This window comes from Streptococcus equinus (genome assembly GCF_049393805.1).
Lineage (GTDB): Bacteria > Bacillota > Bacilli > Lactobacillales > Streptococcaceae > Streptococcus > Streptococcus equinus.
In genome coordinates, this window is record NZ_CP185763.1 from 373174 (window position 1) to 389999 (window position 16826).

Here is a 16826-nt window from a genome sequence, read left to right on the forward strand (position 1 = left end):
GAGAGAGTAGCGAACTTTTTTCATGGTCAAATAATATAATAGAACATCTAGTCGAGATAAGCGATGACTTCAATTTCCACTTTGACGTCTTTTGGCAAACGAGCAACTTCAACAGCAGAGCGCGCTGGAAAATCAGCCTTAAAGGCTGTCGCGTACACTTCATTAAATGGAACAAAATCATCCATGTCACTTAAGAAGCAAGTTGTTTTGACAACATGATCAAAATCAGTACCAGCTTCTGCTAAAATAGCAGAAATATTCTTAAGGACTTGTTTGGTTTGTTCCTGAATAGTTGTACCGATAACTTCGCCTGTTTCAGGTGACAAGGGGACCTGACCTGAAGCAAAAAGGAAATTACCAACGACTTTTCCTTGAACATAAGGACCAATTGCCGCGGGCGCTTTGTCCGTATGAATTGTTTTCGCCATGAACTTTCACCTTCTCTCAAATAGATTGGAATTATTATATCACAATATTCAGAAAATTCAACCTTCTTAACAAATAAAATTCAATCTTTTTTCAAATGTTTACAAATGTCAAAAATGTTTATATAATAGTAGGCGTGCATAATCAAAAGTACTACTTTTGGACTGGTTCGAAAACTCCCAGAATAAAAAACTAGCTATCTACAAATAGACATGCCTTTTTAGGGCTTGTTTTTGTGTGGCTTTGTTTTTTATAAAACAAGGCTGCTTTTTATTTTCTATCAAATTTTTTAAGAAAGGAGGAAACATGACAAGACAAAAAATTATTATCGACTGTGATCCAGGAATTGACGATACTTTGGCACTGCTTTATGCCTTGAAACATCCTCAACTTGAAGTGGTTGCCATTACTATTGTTGCTGGAAATTGTCCAACTGACCTCGGAGTAAAAAATACCTTTACTACCCTTGAACTCCTCAATTGTCTTGATGTCCCTGTTTATCAAGGAGCAAGTGCCCCTATAAAACGTGACTACGTTTCTGCTCAAGATACTCACGGAATGGATGGCTTAGGAGAAACCTACTTCCAACTTAAAGGCAATCACCAAGCTCAAGAACAATCTGCAGAAAGCTTTTTAGCAGACTATTTTAAAGAACCACAAAATACATCCATTATCGCTCTTGGTCCTTTAACAAATATTGCTAAAGCACTTGAAATTAACCCTAACCTTGGCAAAAACTGTCACCGCTTTGTGAGCATGGGTGGAAATTTCAAATCACATGGAAATTGTTCTCCAGTAGCCGAGTACAATTATTGGTGTGACCCACATGCAGCTCAAATCACTTTCGAAAAATTAGGCTGTAAACTTGAAATGGTTGGACTTGATGTCACACGTCATATTGTATTGACACCAAATCACTTAGAATATATGAGTCGTATTAACGCTGAAATGACAGCATTCATCACTAAAATTACCCGTTTTTATTTTGATTTTCACTGGGAATACGAACATATCATCGGTTGCGTGATTAATGACCCGCTTGCGCTAGCATATTTTATCAATAGCGAAGTGTGCTCAGGTTTTGATGCCTATACAGATGTTGTTACTGACGGTATTGCACTTGGTCAAACAGTTGTTGACCAATATGATTTTTACCACAAAGCTAAAAACAGCACAATTTTAACACAAGTAAACCCAAGTTTATTCTGGGAAGATTTTCTAACCGTACTTTTAGATGCACAAAAAGATATCATTCAAGATGATCTAAAAAATCTACAGTTAGAAAGTTAAATCATGAAAAACACATCTACTCGTATTATCTCTTTTATGGCAATTGCTATCGCTATTAACTATATCGGTGCAAATATCGCACTTTTCCTACGTTTACCAATCTACCTCGACATGATTGGAACTTTACTCGTTGCAGTTGTCTTTGGACCTTGGCTTGGTGCTGGAGCAGCAATCATCAGTGCTCTTATCAGCTGGATGACTACAGATATTTTTGCCATCTACTTTGCACCTGTTGCTATCGTCGCAGCCTTTATCACAGGTTTTCTCGTTAAAGAATCAACTAAATCAAGAGACTTAATCTGGAAGAGCCTACTTGTTTCACTTCCAGGTACAATCGTCTCATCAAGTATCACAGTTATCCTCTTCCACGGTATTACATCAAGTGGTTCAGGTATTTTGGCGCAAATTCTTCACGGCTTAGGCATTGATTTGACTGCAAGTCTAGTTCTTGTACAAGCAATTACTGACTACGCAGACCGCCTAATCAGCCTTGTCCTAGTGCTAACTATCATCAAATCTCTTAAAACATTTGCACCAAGCATCATGATGAAAAAAGTAAATAATTAATAAATAATCCCAGCTATCAAAATAGCTGGGTATTTTTTAGTTCTTTTTACAGCATGTGATGGAAAGAACTGCCTTGTTCTCTCCTAAATCTGAAAAATGTTTCTGCATCGCACGCATAAAAAGCCTTTTATAAAATTGTTCAACGTTTGATGACATTCGAAATAGTTTTGAAACACTATCTCCCCATGTCTTTAATTCATTCTCAACAAGTCTTACTCTATTTTTTATCGTTTTTAAAAGTGTATTTGATACTTTAGCTAATTCTAAAGTGACCGAAAAAATAGAGTCATAAAAGGCAATCTCCGTGATATAAGTCATCATGTTTACTACCTCCTTTATCATAGTAACAAACAAAACTTAAAGGAAGCAAAAGAAATTCTTACAATTCCTTTACAAAAAATAACGATTTCAAAACAAAAAGCCAAACCACAAATGGTTTGGCTTTTATTATAAATTGATTTCTATTAAGGTTTGATGCGGTGTAGCATACGTGGGAATGGAATTGCTTCACGGATGTGTTTAGTTCCAGCTACGAATGTTACCATACGTTCGATACCGATACCGAATCCTGCGTGTGGTACTGAACCGTATTTACGAAGGTCAAGGTAGAATTCATATTCTGATTTATCCATACCTAGAGCATCCATTTTAGCTACTAATGTGTCGTAGTCATCTTCACGGACTGAACCACCGATGATTTCTCCGTATCCTTCTGGTGCAAGAAGGTCAGCACATAGAACGCGTTCTGGATTACCAGGAACTGGTTTCATGTAGAATGCTTTGAAACTTGCAGGGTAGTTGATAACGAATGTTGGTACACCAAAGTAGTTTGAAATCCATGTTTCGTGTGGTGAACCAAAGTCATCACCGTGTTCTAGGTGTTCGTAATCAGCATCTTCATCATTTTCGTGTTCTTGAAGAAGGTCGATTGCATCATCGTAAGATACACGTTTGAATGGTTCTGCAATGTATTTTTTAAGAAGGTCAACGTCACGTTCCAAGATTTCAAGTGCTTGAGGAGCACGGTCAAGAACACCTTGGATAAGAGCTTTAACGTAAGCTTCTTGAAGATCAAGTGATTCTTCGTGTGAAAGGAATGAATATTCAGCATCCATCATCCAGAACTCTGTCAAGTGACGACGAGTTTTAGATTTTTCAGCACGGAATACAGGACCAAAGTCAAATACACGACCAAGTGCCATAGCACCAGCTTCAAGGTACAATTGACCTGATTGGCTCAAGTAAGCAGGTGTACCGAAGTAGTCAGTTTCAAACAATTCTGTTGAATCTTCAGCAGCATTTCCTGACAAGATTGGGCTATCAAATTTGATGAAACCATTTTTATCAAAGAAATCGTATGTAGCGTAGATAATAGCGTTACGGATTTGCATGATAGCCATTTGTTTACGTGAACGCAACCACAAGTGACGGTGGTCCATCAAGAAATCAGTACCGTGTTCTTTTGGTGTGATTGGGTAATCTTCTGAATGACCAACAATTTTAAGGTCAGTCACATCAAGTTCGTAACCAAATTTTGAACGTGAATCTTCTTTAACGATACCTGTGATAAGGATAGAAGTTTCTTGGCTAAGGTGTTTGATTGTGTTGAATTTTTCAGTTCCTTCTTCTTCACCATATTTTTCGATGAAGTTTGGTTTGAAAGCAACTGCTTGGAAGAACGCTGTCCCGTCACGAAGTTGTAAGAAAGCAATTTTCCCTTTTCCTGATTTGTTAGCGACCCAAGCCCCAATTGTGACTTCTTCGCCAACATGATTTTTAACATCAATAATTGATACGTAATCTTTAGACATAATTCCTCTTTTCAAATATTACTCTGACATTTCTGTCAGTTTAATCTTACTAATTTTAGTTTTTGTGCTACTAATGGTGACACGATAAGTCAATTTTGGCTTACCACTATCCCAATCTCGGCAGTAAATTAAATTGAACTGGCTTTGCCCAGCTTTTTTGACTTTTCCAACAAGTCGACAATAACCACCAGAACCAACATGTACGTTTTTACTAGGATAAGTTTGATAAACAATATCGTCTAAACTGTAATACTGCTCATCGACATTTCTAGCTGACCAGCTGTAACCTGTTGTTGCATTACTTGCTAAGTCAATTTCAAAGTTCATACCATCTGATTTGACAGCGTAATCACCAACTTTGGTTAACTCTGGAGATTCTGGTTTAAAATGGATACCCAGTCCAACGACAATGATTCCTGAAAGAGCTACTAGCGCAATTAGAAATTTTCGTTTTTTGGACATCTTAGCTTTCCATGAAGACTTTCAAACGTCTTACAGCCTCTTTCAACGTATCCAAATCAGTTGCATAACTCAAACGAACATTTTCAGGCGCACCAAATCCTGCACCAGTAACAAGAGCTACTTCTGCTTCTTCAAGAATGGCAGTCGTAAAGGCAGTCACATCAGTGTAACCTTTCATTTCCATTGCTTTTTTCACGTTAGGGAAAAGATAGAAAGCGCCTTGAGGCTTGATAACTTCAAAACCTGGAACTTCACAAAGCAATGGGTAAATCGTATTAAGACGTTCTTCGAAAGCTTGACGCATTTCTTCGATAGAATCTTGTGGGCCAGTAAATGCTTCAATAGCAGCATACTGAGAAACAGCAGTGAGGTTTGAGGTCGTTTGGCTAATAACTTTTGCCATACCAGAAATAATTTCTTCACTACCAACCGCAAAACCAACGCGCCAACCAGTCATGGCATAAGTTTTTGAAGTACCGTTAACAACAACTGTTTGATTTCTAATCGCTTCAGAAATTGATGAAATCGGTGTGAACTCATTACCATTATAAACCAATCGACCATAAATGTCGTCTGCTAGAATTAAAACATTGTGCTCGACTGCCCAATTACCAATCGCTTCTAATTCATCACGGCTATAAATCATACCAGTTGGATTAGATGGTGAATTTAGCAATAGAACTTTTGTTTTATCAGTACGAGCTGCTTCTAACTGTTCAACAGTCGCTTTGAAATGATTTTCTTCAGTCGTTTGAACAGTTACAGGAACACCATCAACCATTTTAACTTGATCGACATAAGACACCCAACATGGTGTTGGAATAATAACTTCATCGCCTGGATTAAGAACAGTCGTAAAGAAAGTATACAGAATAAATTTTGCACCAGTTGCTACAACAATTTGATTACGATTGACTGAGTAACCATAGAAATTTTCCATGTAATTATTGATAGCATCCTTCAATTCTGGGAGACCTGAAGCAACTGTATAAAAGCTAGCTTTACCATTTTGGATTGCTTCGATTGCAGCATCTTGAATATTTTTAGGAGTTACAAAATCTGGTTCTCCTAAAGTCAGTGATAACACATCACGTCCTTGTGCTTTCAAAGCTTTGGCACGCGCACTTGCTGCTAAAGTCACACTTTCTTCCATGTTCAACACGCGATTTGATAAGTTTGTCATATGCCCTCCTTCTTCACGAGCTCACTTGTTTCAAAGTTAACAAGATAATAACCATCAGTAGCAGTGACTTCCCAAATTGGTGTCTTTCCATCAATACCATAAACAACTTTTGAAATACCAGTCGCTCCGTTTGCTGCAGCTACTTGCTCAGCTTCTTTGCGACTGATTCCATCGCTTACAGAATAGACAAATACCTTGCCATTGTCTTCACCCACAGAAACAATCTTCTGATCACCAGAAGCCGTAGTTCCATAAACACTGTAATAAGTCTTAGAACCATTATAAAGGTCAACAGAAGATGTCTGTACCAAATCAGCTGTATCAATGGCTACTTGAGTCGCCACTTTTTCTGCGCTTAGTCTTGGTTTCATTGCTAAAAACAAAACTGTTGCAGCAGAAATCAAGAGAACTAATAAAATCAAGCTAAAACCGAGTAAATACTGTTTTACTGGTGTTAATTTTTTCATTTACTTCTCCCTTTTTGTTTATCCCTTTTATTATAGCAGAAAATTCTTTATTTCAGTGAGACTCTTTGAAAATTTTTGATGAGAAATGAAAAATTCTTCAGATAATGAGTCACTGATTGTTTTTCCGTACGATTTTGTCAAAATTCGCGAATCAAGTAGAAGCACAGCCGAACGTTGATTATCACGTCTCATGGTTCTACCAATGGCTTGTTTGAGTTTTAAAATCGCAAGGGGTAAAGAATAATCATTAAAAGGTGATTTTACTTGCGCTAACAAATGGTTACTGATTTTCTGAACAAATAAATCTTTTGGATTTTCAAACGGTAAACGAGTAATGACTTCAATCATCTTATCTGATTGAACAAAGTCTACTCCTTCCCAGAAAGCACCTGTTCCAAGAAGAATGTGACTCTCACCACGTTCAAAACGACGTTTAACATTATAGGCAGTACCATTTTTCTCCTGAGTCAAATGATGCAAATCCATCTCATCTAAACGTTCAGAAACATCAAACATAGCTTGTTTAGAATTGAAAAGAACCAACATTCGCTCATCTAGTTGCCTAATTTGATAGATGCGCTCAGCAATCACCGAAGCATACTCTTCTTCTGAAATCTCAGTAACATTTGGCATCTCTTCATCAATCCAAATACGTTGTGAGCTGTTCTTATCACGCGCAATGCTCATATAATGATACTGCTCAAATCCAAGCAAATCAGCAAGACTAACTTGAGGACTAATGTGTAGTGTAGCTGAAACCATATACGTTTTTCGAGTTTCTGGTAAAAATTCTTGGAAATTCAAAAGCTCATCACTACTTGCATTCAAGTAGGTTTGACGTTTTTCATTTTCATAACTTGTCTCAAACCAAAAATCAGTAAATGGCTGCGCAAACAAATTCATCAAATCTTCTAAGCACAGATAACGCCAATCAGCATTAACAGCCAAAAGCTCATTAACTGCTTGCTCTAGTTTTCTAGCATCCTCAGTCGTCACATAGACTTCTTGATTTTGATAAAAACGCGTTGCCAAGTGAGTTAATTGGAAAGAAAGACTTTCAATTAAACGTTTTTCAAGCATCGGAAGTGCAGAATCTAAATGCTTTTCAAGTTTTTGAACCAATTGAGTAACATTCACACGACGACGTGAAAATTGTTCTAGGTTCAAAATTAATTTTTGAGCTTCATCAAAAACCAAAATTTTATTTGCCGCAAATGCCTTATCATCCTGAACACGTTCTAAGAAATAAGCATGATTGATAATCAAAAGCTTGCTTTGCTTAGCTCTTTCATAGTTACGGTTCCAAAAATCAACTTCTTTGAACAATGATTTTTCACTCAAATTACCATCGTGTTTAATCTGTTCAAAATAGGCTTCATAGCGCTGCTTTTGTCTGATTTCATCCAAGTCTCCAGTGAGAGTCTCTGTCAACCAGACCAGAAGTTGCATTTTATAGCGATTGACCAGACGATTATCACCTTCATGGCGTAGGCTTTGCGCAAAACTATCTAGTTTAATATAATTTCCAGGACCTTTGATTGACGCACAAGATGTATGGAAAACATCCTGAAGATGCTTAACCTCATTTGCCATAATCTGGTCTTGCAAAATCTTCGTCGGCACTGAGACAATAACTTGTTCATCCTGAGACAATTGTAAAAGTGGCAGCAAATAGCCATAAGTTTTTCCAAGCCCTGCTTGTGCTTCTAAAAATGAAACCTTAGACGACTGAAAATCATCTTTAACCATCTGAGCAAATTGCTTTTGCTTCTCACGCGCATCCAAACCCAAAAGTGCCATATTAAGCTCAAAATCATCTGACATCTTACGTTCACTACCAAGCTCTTTTGGTTGTCGTAAAATCAGACCACCAACTTCTTGGTAATCCTTTTTCGACATGACCTTAGCTTTTTTAAAACCTTCTTCAACCAACATTCCCGTTTCAAACACAAGATTATCAGCCAAAGGCAAAAGCTGCTCTAAAAGCTCTTTTGGCATGCTTGCCATTTTTTCTTTTAATTTTAACAATAGCTGAGCTGTTGCATAAGCATCTGAAATAGCCGTATGCGCATCTGTCAAATCAAGTTGTAAAACATCAGCCAAATGACCTAAAGTGTATTTTTCAAGGGTCGGATAAAAGACCTGTGATAACTCAACAGTATCGACAAGCGGCGTACGCAATTCGTAGCCTTCTAAAAATAATTTTTCTGCTAAAAGATTGGCATCAAATTTTACATTGTGAGCAACGAAAACACAATCTGAAATCATGTTGTAAATCTTTTGGGCAACCTGTGAAAAATCTGGCGCTTTAGCCAACTGTTCGTCAGTTATCCCTGTCAAATTAATGATATGTTCAGTTAGTGGCTCGTGCGGATTAACATCCGTTTGATAAGTCTTCACAATTTTATTATTTTCAATAATGACAATGCCAACCTGAATAATTTCTGCCATTGCGTGGGCGCCCGTAGCCTCCAAATCAACAACAGCATATTTTTGAGAATTAACTTGCATCATAACATTTAAATTATACCATTTTTAGGAGTGACATTCACCTAATCCCAATGATAAATACAGGAAAAGAGAATTTTTGAAAAATGACATCGTATGACTTTTCAAAACTTTTTTGATACACTTTTTTTATGAAAATTTTTAGATTACTAAATCACGTTGCACGTGAAAACACTTATTTATTAGTCAATGACCAAGCAATCATCGTTGTTGACCCTGGTAGCGATACTGATAAAATCAAAGAAAAAATTCAATCACTTGATAAACCAGTCGCTGCCATTTTACTCACACATGCTCATTATGACCATATCATGGGACTTGATGTGATTCGCGATGCCTTTGGTCACCCACCTGTTTATATTTCTGAGAAAGAAGCGTCTTGGCTTTATTCGCCAAAAGACAACTTCTCAGGGCTCGACCGTCACGCCGACATGGACGATATTATTTTAAAACCGGCTGAGTATCATTTCCAATACACTGATGATTACAAGTTATCTGGCTTTCGTTTCCAAGCGCGCATGACACCTGGGCACTCATGGGGAAGCGTGTCTCTAGTCTTTCCAGATGACGAGGTCGTTTTAACAGGTGATGCTCTTTTTCGTGAAACTATTGGACGTACCGATTTACCGACTGGAAATGCTAATCAACTCATTGAAAGCATTAAGTCTGAATTGTTCACCTTACCAAATCACTTTACTGTTTACCCTGGACATGGTCGTGAAACGACTATTGCACATGAAAAGAATTTTAATCCGTATTTTAACACATTATGAAAAAACTTAAAAAATTTCTACTCTACTTTTTAGTTTGTTTGGCAGCACTGCTTGCTTTAGGTCTTGGCTTTATTCGCCACAAAACCTACCAAGCACACAAAAACTCTATGGCAGCTGCTAAATCCGCTAAAATCACAAAAGACTATCTATTCTTTGAAAGTAAAGGGAGCACAAAAGCAAATATTGTTTTCTATCAAGGTGCTCTTGTCGAAGAGAAAGCTTACGCTGGCTTAGCAAAAGACTTATCAAAATCAGGCTATGACGTCTATATTTTGAAAACACCACTAAATTTACCAGTCCTTTCAAGTCAGAAAGCATTGTCTATCATCAAGGCGAAAAAACTAAAAAATGTATATCTTGCTGGGCACTCACTTGGTGGCGTTGTTGCTTGTATGAATGCAAGCTCTGCAAAATCAGATAATATTTCTGGCTTAATTCTACTCGCAAGCTACCCTTCTGAAAAAGTTAATCTTTCTAAACGACACTTGAAGGTCTTATCAATCACAGCTAGCAACGATAAGGTTCTTAAATGGGACCAATATAAATCCGCTAAGAAGAGACTACCAAGCAATACAACTTACCTATCCATTTCTGGTGGAAATCACAGCGAATTTGGAGATTATGGTCACCAATCAAAAGACGGCGATGCAACAATCTCACAAAAAAATCAAGAAAAACAAATTACAGCTGCCGTATCAAACTTTATAAACTAAAAACAACTTCTGAAATCAGAAGTTGTTTTTTTATATTAAATTTTAAGATAACGTCGCATTGAAATCACTGAACCAACTGATCCGATGATAATTCCCACACAGAACATACCTCCAATAAGCATTGGAACAAATGAATCAGCAGGGTACAATGTTAAACCTTGAACTTCAAATTGTGGATTTACTGAAGCATATACAGCTTTGTATGCAAAGTAAACAATAATTGATGGTACGATTGCTCCAAGAAGTCCAACCCAAGCACCTTCAAAGAAGAATGGGCCACGGATGTAAGAGTTTTTAGCACCAACCAAACGCATGATTTCGATATCACGATGACGAGACATGATAGTCATACGAATTGTATTTGAAATCAAGAAGATAGCAATGATTACAAGAAGAACTGTTCCTGCAAATCCCCATGTGCGGATGAATTTAGAAACTTTGAAAAGTTGGTCTGAGTTTGAACCACCATAGTCAACTGACTCAACACCTTCAATTTTTGAAATCTTCTTAGCAATTTTTTTAACTTTTGATGCTGATGTTGCTTCTACGATATAAACATCTTGAAGTGGGTTTGAATCACCATCAAACATTGCCCAGTCATCACCGTAAGTTTCTTTTAGTTTAGCTAATTGGTCATCTTTACTTGAGAAAGTAACAGATTTTACACCAGAAATAGCATTAATGTGGTCATAAACTTGGTGGAATGAATCGTTTTGGACAGTTTCACCAACTTCGTTTGTCTTTGTCTCAGAGTTATCTGCTGAGTTCACATCCAAGTAAACGTTAATTTGGATGTTATTTTCAATACCTTGAGCGACTTTTTCAACGTTCATCAAAACAGCAGCGAAGATACCAACCAAAGTTAGGGTAATTGCAACTGAGCTGACTGAAGCAATGGTCATCCAGATATTACGTTTCAAACTTTTAATGGATTCCCACAAATGGCGGAAAAAATTTCTAATCATTATATCCGTATTCTCCTTCCTCTTCATCACGTACAATTTTTCCTTCTTCGATAGCAATAACGCGGTGACGAAGGTTATCAACGATTTGTTTGTTGTGAGTTGCCATTAGAACTGTTGTTCCTTGAAGGTTAATACGTTCTAACAATTGCATGATTTCCCATGAAATTTCTGGGTCAAGGTTACCAGTTGGTTCATCAGCAATCAAAACTTTTGGATTGTTAACAATTGCACGCGCAATCGCAACACGTTGTTGTTCACCACCAGATAATTGACCTGGGAATGAACGCATTTTGTGTTTTAACCCAACCAATTCAAGTACTTCTGGAACACGTTTTTTGATTTCACGTGGTTTTTCACCAATAACTTGCATTGCATACGCAACATTTTCAAAAACTGTCTTTTTAGGAAGTAGTTTATAATCTTGGAAGACTACACCGATGCTACGACGTAAAATTGGGATCTGACGTTTTTTTAGTTTTGTAAGATCGAACTCACCGACTTTAAGTGATCCAGCAGAAACTTTTTCTTCACGGTAAAGCAACTTAATAAAGCTAGATTTACCAGCACCAGAAGGACCAACAATATAAACAAATTCACCTGGGTCGACAGATACGTTAATATCTCTCAAAGCAGTTGTTGAGCGGCGATACTTTTTCGTTACGCCTTTCATTTCAATTAATGCCATTTGTAATTTCCTTTACAATTTTGTTATCCTAAAATTTTACTTTTTGGTTAATCAATACGCCATTTCAAGAAAGCGTCGATGAAACCATCAATGTCACCGTCCATGACTTTATCCACTTGAGCAACTTCATATCCAGTACGGTGGTCTTTAACCATTGTATATGGAGTGAAGACATAAGAGCGAATTTGGCTACCCCATGTGATTTCTTTTTTATCACCTTTAAGAGCATCAACCTCTTGTGCTTTTTTCTCTTGTTCTAATTGATAAAGTTTAGCTTGCAGCATTTTCATAGCGCGGTCTCGGTTACCATATTGCGTACGGTCTACCGTAGATGCTACGACGATTCCTGTTGGAATGTGAGTCAAACGCACCCCTGTAGAAACCTTGTTGACGTTTTGTCCACCGGCACCACCTGAACGGAAAGTGTCCATTTTAATATCGTCATCACGAATTTCAACTTCAATAGTGTCATCCAATTCTGGCATCACTTCAACAGAAGAGAATGATGTGTGACGACGTTTTGCAGAATCAAATGGTGAGATACGCACCAAACGGTGAACACCCATTTCTGATTTCAAAAGACCATAAGCATTTGGTCCTTCAAAAGAAAGTGTCACTGACTTGATACCTGCTTCATCACCTGCTTGATAATCAAGGGTTTCAACTTTGAAACCTTTAGCATTTCCATAACGTGTATACATACGGAAAAGCATATCAGCCCAATCTTGAGCTTCCGTACCACCAGAACCTGGGTGAATTTCCAAGATGGCGTTGTTACGGTCATAAGGTTCTGACAAGAGAAGAGTCATTTCATAACTTGTCATGATTTTATCAAGTTTTTCGAGAGTTTCTTCCAACTCAGATTGAATAGAATCATCTTCATCTAGCATTTCTAGATAAAGCTCTGTTTCATCTGACAACTCTTGCATTTCATTAAAAGTCTCATAAGTTTGTTTCAAACTATTTAACTCTTGAGAAGTTTTCTGTGCCGCAATGTTGTCGTTCCAAAAGTCTGGCTCAGTCATTTTGTTTTCAAGAAGCGCAATGTCTTCTTCCAAACGATCTAAGTCAAAGAGACCTCCTGAAGCTAGTCAACTTCTCTTGATTTTCTACTATTTTTTGGCGGATTTCAGCCACTTCCATGAGATAACTCCTTTATTAAGATATTTAGTCCGTCAAGAAAGCGAGATGAAAATAGAAATTCGACGCTGTGTCTTGTGACACAAGGAGAATTATCTTTTTCACGACGCTTTTAGGACGAATTCAGTTAACTTAAGATACTAAGTTCCTTAAACAAGCAAAGCAAAAATAGGAATTCGACGAAGGACATCGAAGTTCTAAGAAAAGTTCCTCTTTCACAGCGCTTGCCGAACCTCTAAAACTATCCTTGATTATCAAGTTTACATAGTTCTATTACTGTCTTTCTATTTTACCATAAAGCCCTTAAAATTGCTATTTCCTACCATTGCTAGCAATTGACAAAATTATTAAGATTCTTTGTCAATCACTTGCATAGCTTCTGTCAAATTATCAACCAAAATACTTGCTTTTGATTGATCAACACCAAACTCTTTATCTCGAATGGCAATGACACGAACGCCTGCAGCTACTCCTGCTTGAATACCTTTTTGGCTATCCTCAATTATAACAATGTCATCTTTATCAAACCTTAACTTGGCACATGCGGCATTATAAATGGCAGGATTTGGCTTACCTTCTGTAAAATCATCTCCTGTCAAAATATATGTGAAATATTCGATTAACCCACATTTTGTCAAAGCAGCTTCGACATCACTACGAACAGTATTTGAAGCCAATGCTAAAACAAATCCTTTTGCTTTCAGCTCTGCTAAAACTGTCTTGGCATCAGAGAAAACCAAGCTCTTGTAATCTGGTCGATGAACGCTTTTATAAGCAGTGTATTCATCCTCCAAAGCTTTGGTATCATAATCAGAAATCTTGTCACCTAAAATTTTTTCCCAAAATTGATCGATACGACCACCAACGAAAAATTTAGGTGGTAAATGCTTGATAGAAATTCCCTTGCTCGCCAAAAATGCTTCACGTCGTTTAAAATAAAAACTCTCAGTGTTAAATAAAACACCATCCATATCAAATATAATTGCTTTAATCATGACAGCCTCCTGAAAATATTCTACCATAAAACTTTCAAACATTTTTCAGAAAATAAAAATCAGACTGCTATATGCAGCCTGACTTTCATGATATTTTTTAAATAGCCTTTTCGTCTTGTCCAAGTAGACGTTGAACAGCTTTTACAATTTCTGTAAGAACAACCATCAATAGACTTCCCACAATAACAGCCAACCATTGAGTAACACTCAAGTGTGATACATGGAAGAGTTGGTTAAATCCAGGCACTGCAATAGTCACCATCAAAAGAAGGAAGGCTACTGGAATTGCCCAGTTAAAGGTTCTATTTCTGAATGCACCAACAGTGAAAATTGATTGGTAAACAGATTTTACGTTAAAGGCATGAAGCAATTGGATAAGACCAAGTGTTGCAAATGCCATTGTCAACGCATCTTCGTGCATCATGCGATTTGAAGCATGTTCTGGGAACATCAATGCCCAAGCATAGACACCTAAAACAAGCAATGTTTGGAAGATACCTTGATAGATAATGGCTCCCATAACCCCACCGTCAAAGAAGTTTGATTTACGACCACGAGGTTTGTGAGTCATCACATCTGGTTCAGCAGGTTCAACACCAAGTGCAATCGCTGGTAGTGTATCAGTTACCAAGTTAATCCAAAGAAGGTGAACTGGTTGAAGAACATCCCAACCAAATAAAGTAGCAAAGAAGATTGTAAATACTTCTGCCATGTTGGCTGAAAGAAGATATTGAATTGATTTTTGAATGTTAGAGAAGACTTTACGTCCTTCTTCAACCGCAACAATAATAGTTGCAAAGTTATCATCAGCAAGGACCATGTCTGAAGCACCTTTAGATACTTCAGTACCTGTGATACCCATACCAATACCGATATCAGCTGTTTTAAGTGATGGCGCATCGTTAACACCATCACCAGTCATGGCAACAACCTTACCTTCATTTTGCCAAGCTTTAACGATACGAACTTTATGTTCAGGAGATACACGCGCATAAACTGAGTATTGTTTGAAGACTTTTTGGAATTCTTCGTCAGACAATTCATTTAGTTCAGCACCTGTAAAGACATGGTCTTCACCGTCATCTTCAATGATACCAAGACGTTTGGCAATAGCTTCCGCTGTATCTTGGTGGTCACCAGTAATCATGATTGGACGAATACCAGCTTCTTTAGCAACTGCTACGGCTTTAGCAGCTTCTGGACGTTCAGGGTCAATCATTCCGACAAGACCTGAGAAAATCAAATCAGCTTCAATAATTTCTGATTCAAGATTTGGAACTTCAGAAACATATTTGTAAGCCATCATCAAAACACGAAGTGCTTGTTTGGCAAGGTCTTTATTGACATTAAGAATAGCTTCTTTTTCTTCTGCAGTAATATCGCGAACTTGACCATTTTCTTCAATACGTGTCACACGTTTAAGAAGTTGGTCAGGCGCACCTTTAACAGCGACAAAATATTTACCGTCAGCTTCTTTGTGGATAGTTGACATCAACTTACGATCTGAATCAAATGGCAATTCAGCCACACGTGGTTCTGCTTTCAACACTTCACGAATGTCAAAGCTGTGATCAAGACCAAATTGAACAAGTGCTGTTTCAGTTGGGTCACCAATCAATTTACCATTTGGATCGATTTTTGTATCATTTGCAAAGTTCATAACACGAAGTGTGTTATTGTCAGATGCAATCTCGCTTGCAGAGCTTTGCAATTTTCCGTTTGTGTAAACTTTTTCGACTGTCATTTGGTTCATTGTCAATGTACCAGTTTTATCTGATGCAATGATTTCTGTAGAACCAAGTGTTTCAACAGCTGGTAATTTACGAACGATTGAATTACGTTTAGCAAGTGTTGTTGTTCCCATTGACAAGACAATTGTCACAATGGCTGGAAGTCCTTCTGGGATAGCAGCCACGGCAAGTGCTACGGCAACCATTAAACCATTAAGTGGAGCTTCTCCTCGAACAAAAACACCGATAAGGAAAGTAACAGCAGCGATACCAACAATCAAGTATGTCAATACTTTAGACAATTGGTTCAAACTTTGTTTAAGTGGTGTATCTGTTTCATCAGCGTTGGCAAGCATGTCAGCAATTTTACCAACTTCTGTGTACATACCTGTATTAACAACGACACCAACACCTCGTCCGTAAGTAACGTTTGAGTTTTGGTAAGCCATGTTTACACGGTCACCGATTCCTGCATCAGCAGGTACTTCAACTGACAAATCTTTTTCAACTGGAACTGATTCACCTGTAAGAGCAGCTTCTTCAATTTTCAATGATGCTGCTTCTAAAAGTCGCATATCAGCTGGAACAACATCACCAGCTTCAAGCATGACAATATCACCAGGAACCAATTCACGTGAATCAATTTCCACTACATGACCATCACGACGGACACGAGCGATTTGACTTGACATATCTTTAAGAGCTTCAATCGCCGCTTCTGCTTGACCTTCTTGGTAAACACCAAATGCAGCATTCAAAATAACAACGGCTAAAATAATCAAAGCATCAGTTAAACCGTGCATACCTTCTGTGATGACAGAAAGTGCTGCTGCAACCAACAAGATAATAATCATCAAGTCCTTGAACTGGTCAATAAACTTAGCTAGCAAGCCACGTTTTTCACCTTCATCAAGTTCGTTGTGACCGTATTCGTCCAAGCGTTTATGAGCTTCTGCTGTAGACAAACCTTCACGTGATGAATTTAGAGTTTCCAATGTTTCATCTTTGCTCTGTGTATAAAACAGAGCTTTACTTTGTTCTTTAGACAAAATAGCTTCCTCCTATGGTCTCCTCTATAGAAAAAGAGACCTGTTTTTTAAAACAAGTCTCG

The 16826-nt window shown here is 37.7% G+C and carries 16 protein-coding genes and 1 riboswitch; of the genes, 4 read left to right on the forward strand and 12 right to left on the reverse strand.

Annotation, left to right across the window (positions count from 1 at the left end; genetic code table 11):
• Positions 1–47 precede the first annotated feature (47 nt).
• The gene (locus tag ACN0NP_RS01775; protein ID WP_004232636.1) at positions 48–428 is read right to left on the reverse strand and encodes a RidA family protein; all 381 of its coding nucleotides are present in this window, start codon (positions 426–428) and stop codon (positions 48–50) included.
• 156 nt (positions 429–584) lie between these two features.
• A riboswitch (PreQ1 riboswitch) is annotated at positions 585–628 on the forward strand.
• A gap of 104 nt (positions 629–732) precedes the next feature.
• On the opposite strand from ACN0NP_RS01775, the gene ACN0NP_RS01780 reads away from it, so the two are divergent.
• Together ACN0NP_RS01780 and ACN0NP_RS01785 are read left to right on the forward strand one after the other, a co-directional pair.
• Complete coding sequence (locus tag ACN0NP_RS01780) at positions 733–1716, forward strand: nucleoside hydrolase (RefSeq protein ID WP_423217444.1); 984 nt, start codon at positions 733–735, stop codon at positions 1714–1716.
• A 3-nt stretch (positions 1717–1719) separates the two neighbouring features.
• Positions 1720–2283, forward strand: coding sequence for a LytS/YhcK type 5TM receptor domain-containing protein (locus ACN0NP_RS01785; RefSeq protein ID WP_024343785.1), 564 nt, complete (start codon positions 1720–1722; stop codon positions 2281–2283).
• 36 nt (positions 2284–2319) lie between these two features.
• Here ACN0NP_RS01785 and ACN0NP_RS01790 read toward each other — a convergent pair whose 3' ends face one another.
• The 6 genes from ACN0NP_RS01790 to ACN0NP_RS01815 form a co-directional block, all read right to left on the reverse strand.
• The gene (locus tag ACN0NP_RS01790; RefSeq protein ID WP_033153048.1) at positions 2320–2604 is read right to left on the reverse strand and encodes a hypothetical protein; all 285 of its coding nucleotides are present in this window, start codon (positions 2602–2604) and stop codon (positions 2320–2322) included.
• Between the two features lie 143 nt (positions 2605–2747).
• Entirely contained in the window at positions 2748–4094 is a 1347-nt protein-coding gene (gene asnS, locus ACN0NP_RS01795) for an asparagine--tRNA ligase (protein WP_004232648.1), read from the reverse strand.
• An 18-nt stretch (positions 4095–4112) separates the two neighbouring features.
• Positions 4113–4556, reverse strand: coding sequence for a protease inhibitor I42 family protein (locus tag ACN0NP_RS01800; protein ID WP_423217445.1), 444 nt, complete (start codon positions 4554–4556; stop codon positions 4113–4115).
• 1 nt (position 4557) lies between these two features.
• Complete coding sequence (locus ACN0NP_RS01805; protein ID WP_021142752.1) at positions 4558–5739, reverse strand: pyridoxal phosphate-dependent aminotransferase; 1182 nt, start codon at positions 5737–5739, stop codon at positions 4558–4560.
• Complete coding sequence (locus ACN0NP_RS01810) at positions 5736–6206, reverse strand: DUF5590 domain-containing protein (protein ID WP_021142753.1); 471 nt, start codon at positions 6204–6206, stop codon at positions 5736–5738. Before ACN0NP_RS01810 ends, ACN0NP_RS01805 begins: the two co-directional genes overlap by 4 nt.
• Positions 6207–6236: 30 nt before the next feature.
• Positions 6237–8720: a bifunctional DnaQ family exonuclease/ATP-dependent helicase gene (locus ACN0NP_RS01815; protein ID WP_423217446.1), complete on the reverse strand. Its 2484-nt coding sequence runs from the start codon at positions 8718–8720 to the stop codon at positions 6237–6239.
• A 125-nt stretch (positions 8721–8845) separates the two neighbouring features.
• Between ACN0NP_RS01815 and ACN0NP_RS01820 the strand changes: the two genes are divergently transcribed.
• Together ACN0NP_RS01820 and ACN0NP_RS01825 are read left to right on the forward strand one after the other, a co-directional pair.
• Positions 8846–9487: an MBL fold metallo-hydrolase gene (locus ACN0NP_RS01820; RefSeq protein ID WP_074566591.1), complete on the forward strand. Its 642-nt coding sequence runs from the start codon at positions 8846–8848 to the stop codon at positions 9485–9487.
• Positions 9484–10200, forward strand: a complete 717-nt coding sequence (locus ACN0NP_RS01825) for an alpha/beta hydrolase (RefSeq protein WP_423217447.1) — start codon at positions 9484–9486, stop codon at positions 10198–10200. The genes ACN0NP_RS01820 and ACN0NP_RS01825 overlap by 4 nt, the downstream gene beginning before the upstream one ends.
• 35 nt (positions 10201–10235) lie before the next feature.
• Here the strand turns inward: ACN0NP_RS01825 and ftsX are convergent, their stop codons facing one another.
• The 5 genes from ftsX to ACN0NP_RS01850 all read right to left on the reverse strand — a co-directional run bounded on the left by ftsX (position 10236) and on the right by ACN0NP_RS01850 (position 16764).
• Positions 10236–11165 (reverse strand): permease-like cell division protein FtsX, encoded by a 930-nt coding sequence (gene ftsX, locus ACN0NP_RS01830; RefSeq protein WP_074629375.1) that lies wholly within the window; start codon positions 11163–11165, stop codon positions 10236–10238.
• Positions 11158–11850 (reverse strand): cell division ATP-binding protein FtsE, encoded by a 693-nt coding sequence (gene ftsE / locus ACN0NP_RS01835; RefSeq protein WP_004232666.1) that lies wholly within the window; start codon positions 11848–11850, stop codon positions 11158–11160. The genes ftsX and ftsE overlap by 8 nt, the downstream gene beginning before the upstream one ends.
• Positions 11851–11897: 47 nt before the next feature.
• Positions 11898–12993, reverse strand: a protein-coding gene (gene prfB / locus ACN0NP_RS01840) for a peptide chain release factor 2 (protein WP_099046262.1) whose coding sequence is annotated in 2 segments (ribosomal slippage) — positions 11898–12920 and positions 12922–12993 — 1095 coding nt in all. Because the reading frame shifts where the segments join, the coding sequence is not laid out codon by codon here.
• 344 nt (positions 12994–13337) lie between these two features.
• A complete protein-coding gene (locus ACN0NP_RS01845) occupies positions 13338–13985 on the reverse strand; it encodes an HAD family hydrolase (protein WP_423214871.1) in 648 nt (215 codons plus the stop codon).
• A gap of 97 nt (positions 13986–14082) precedes the next feature.
• Positions 14083–16764, reverse strand: coding sequence for a cation-translocating P-type ATPase (locus tag ACN0NP_RS01850; RefSeq protein ID WP_423217448.1), 2682 nt, complete (start codon positions 16762–16764; stop codon positions 14083–14085).
• Between the last annotated feature and the right edge of the window lie 62 nt (positions 16765–16826).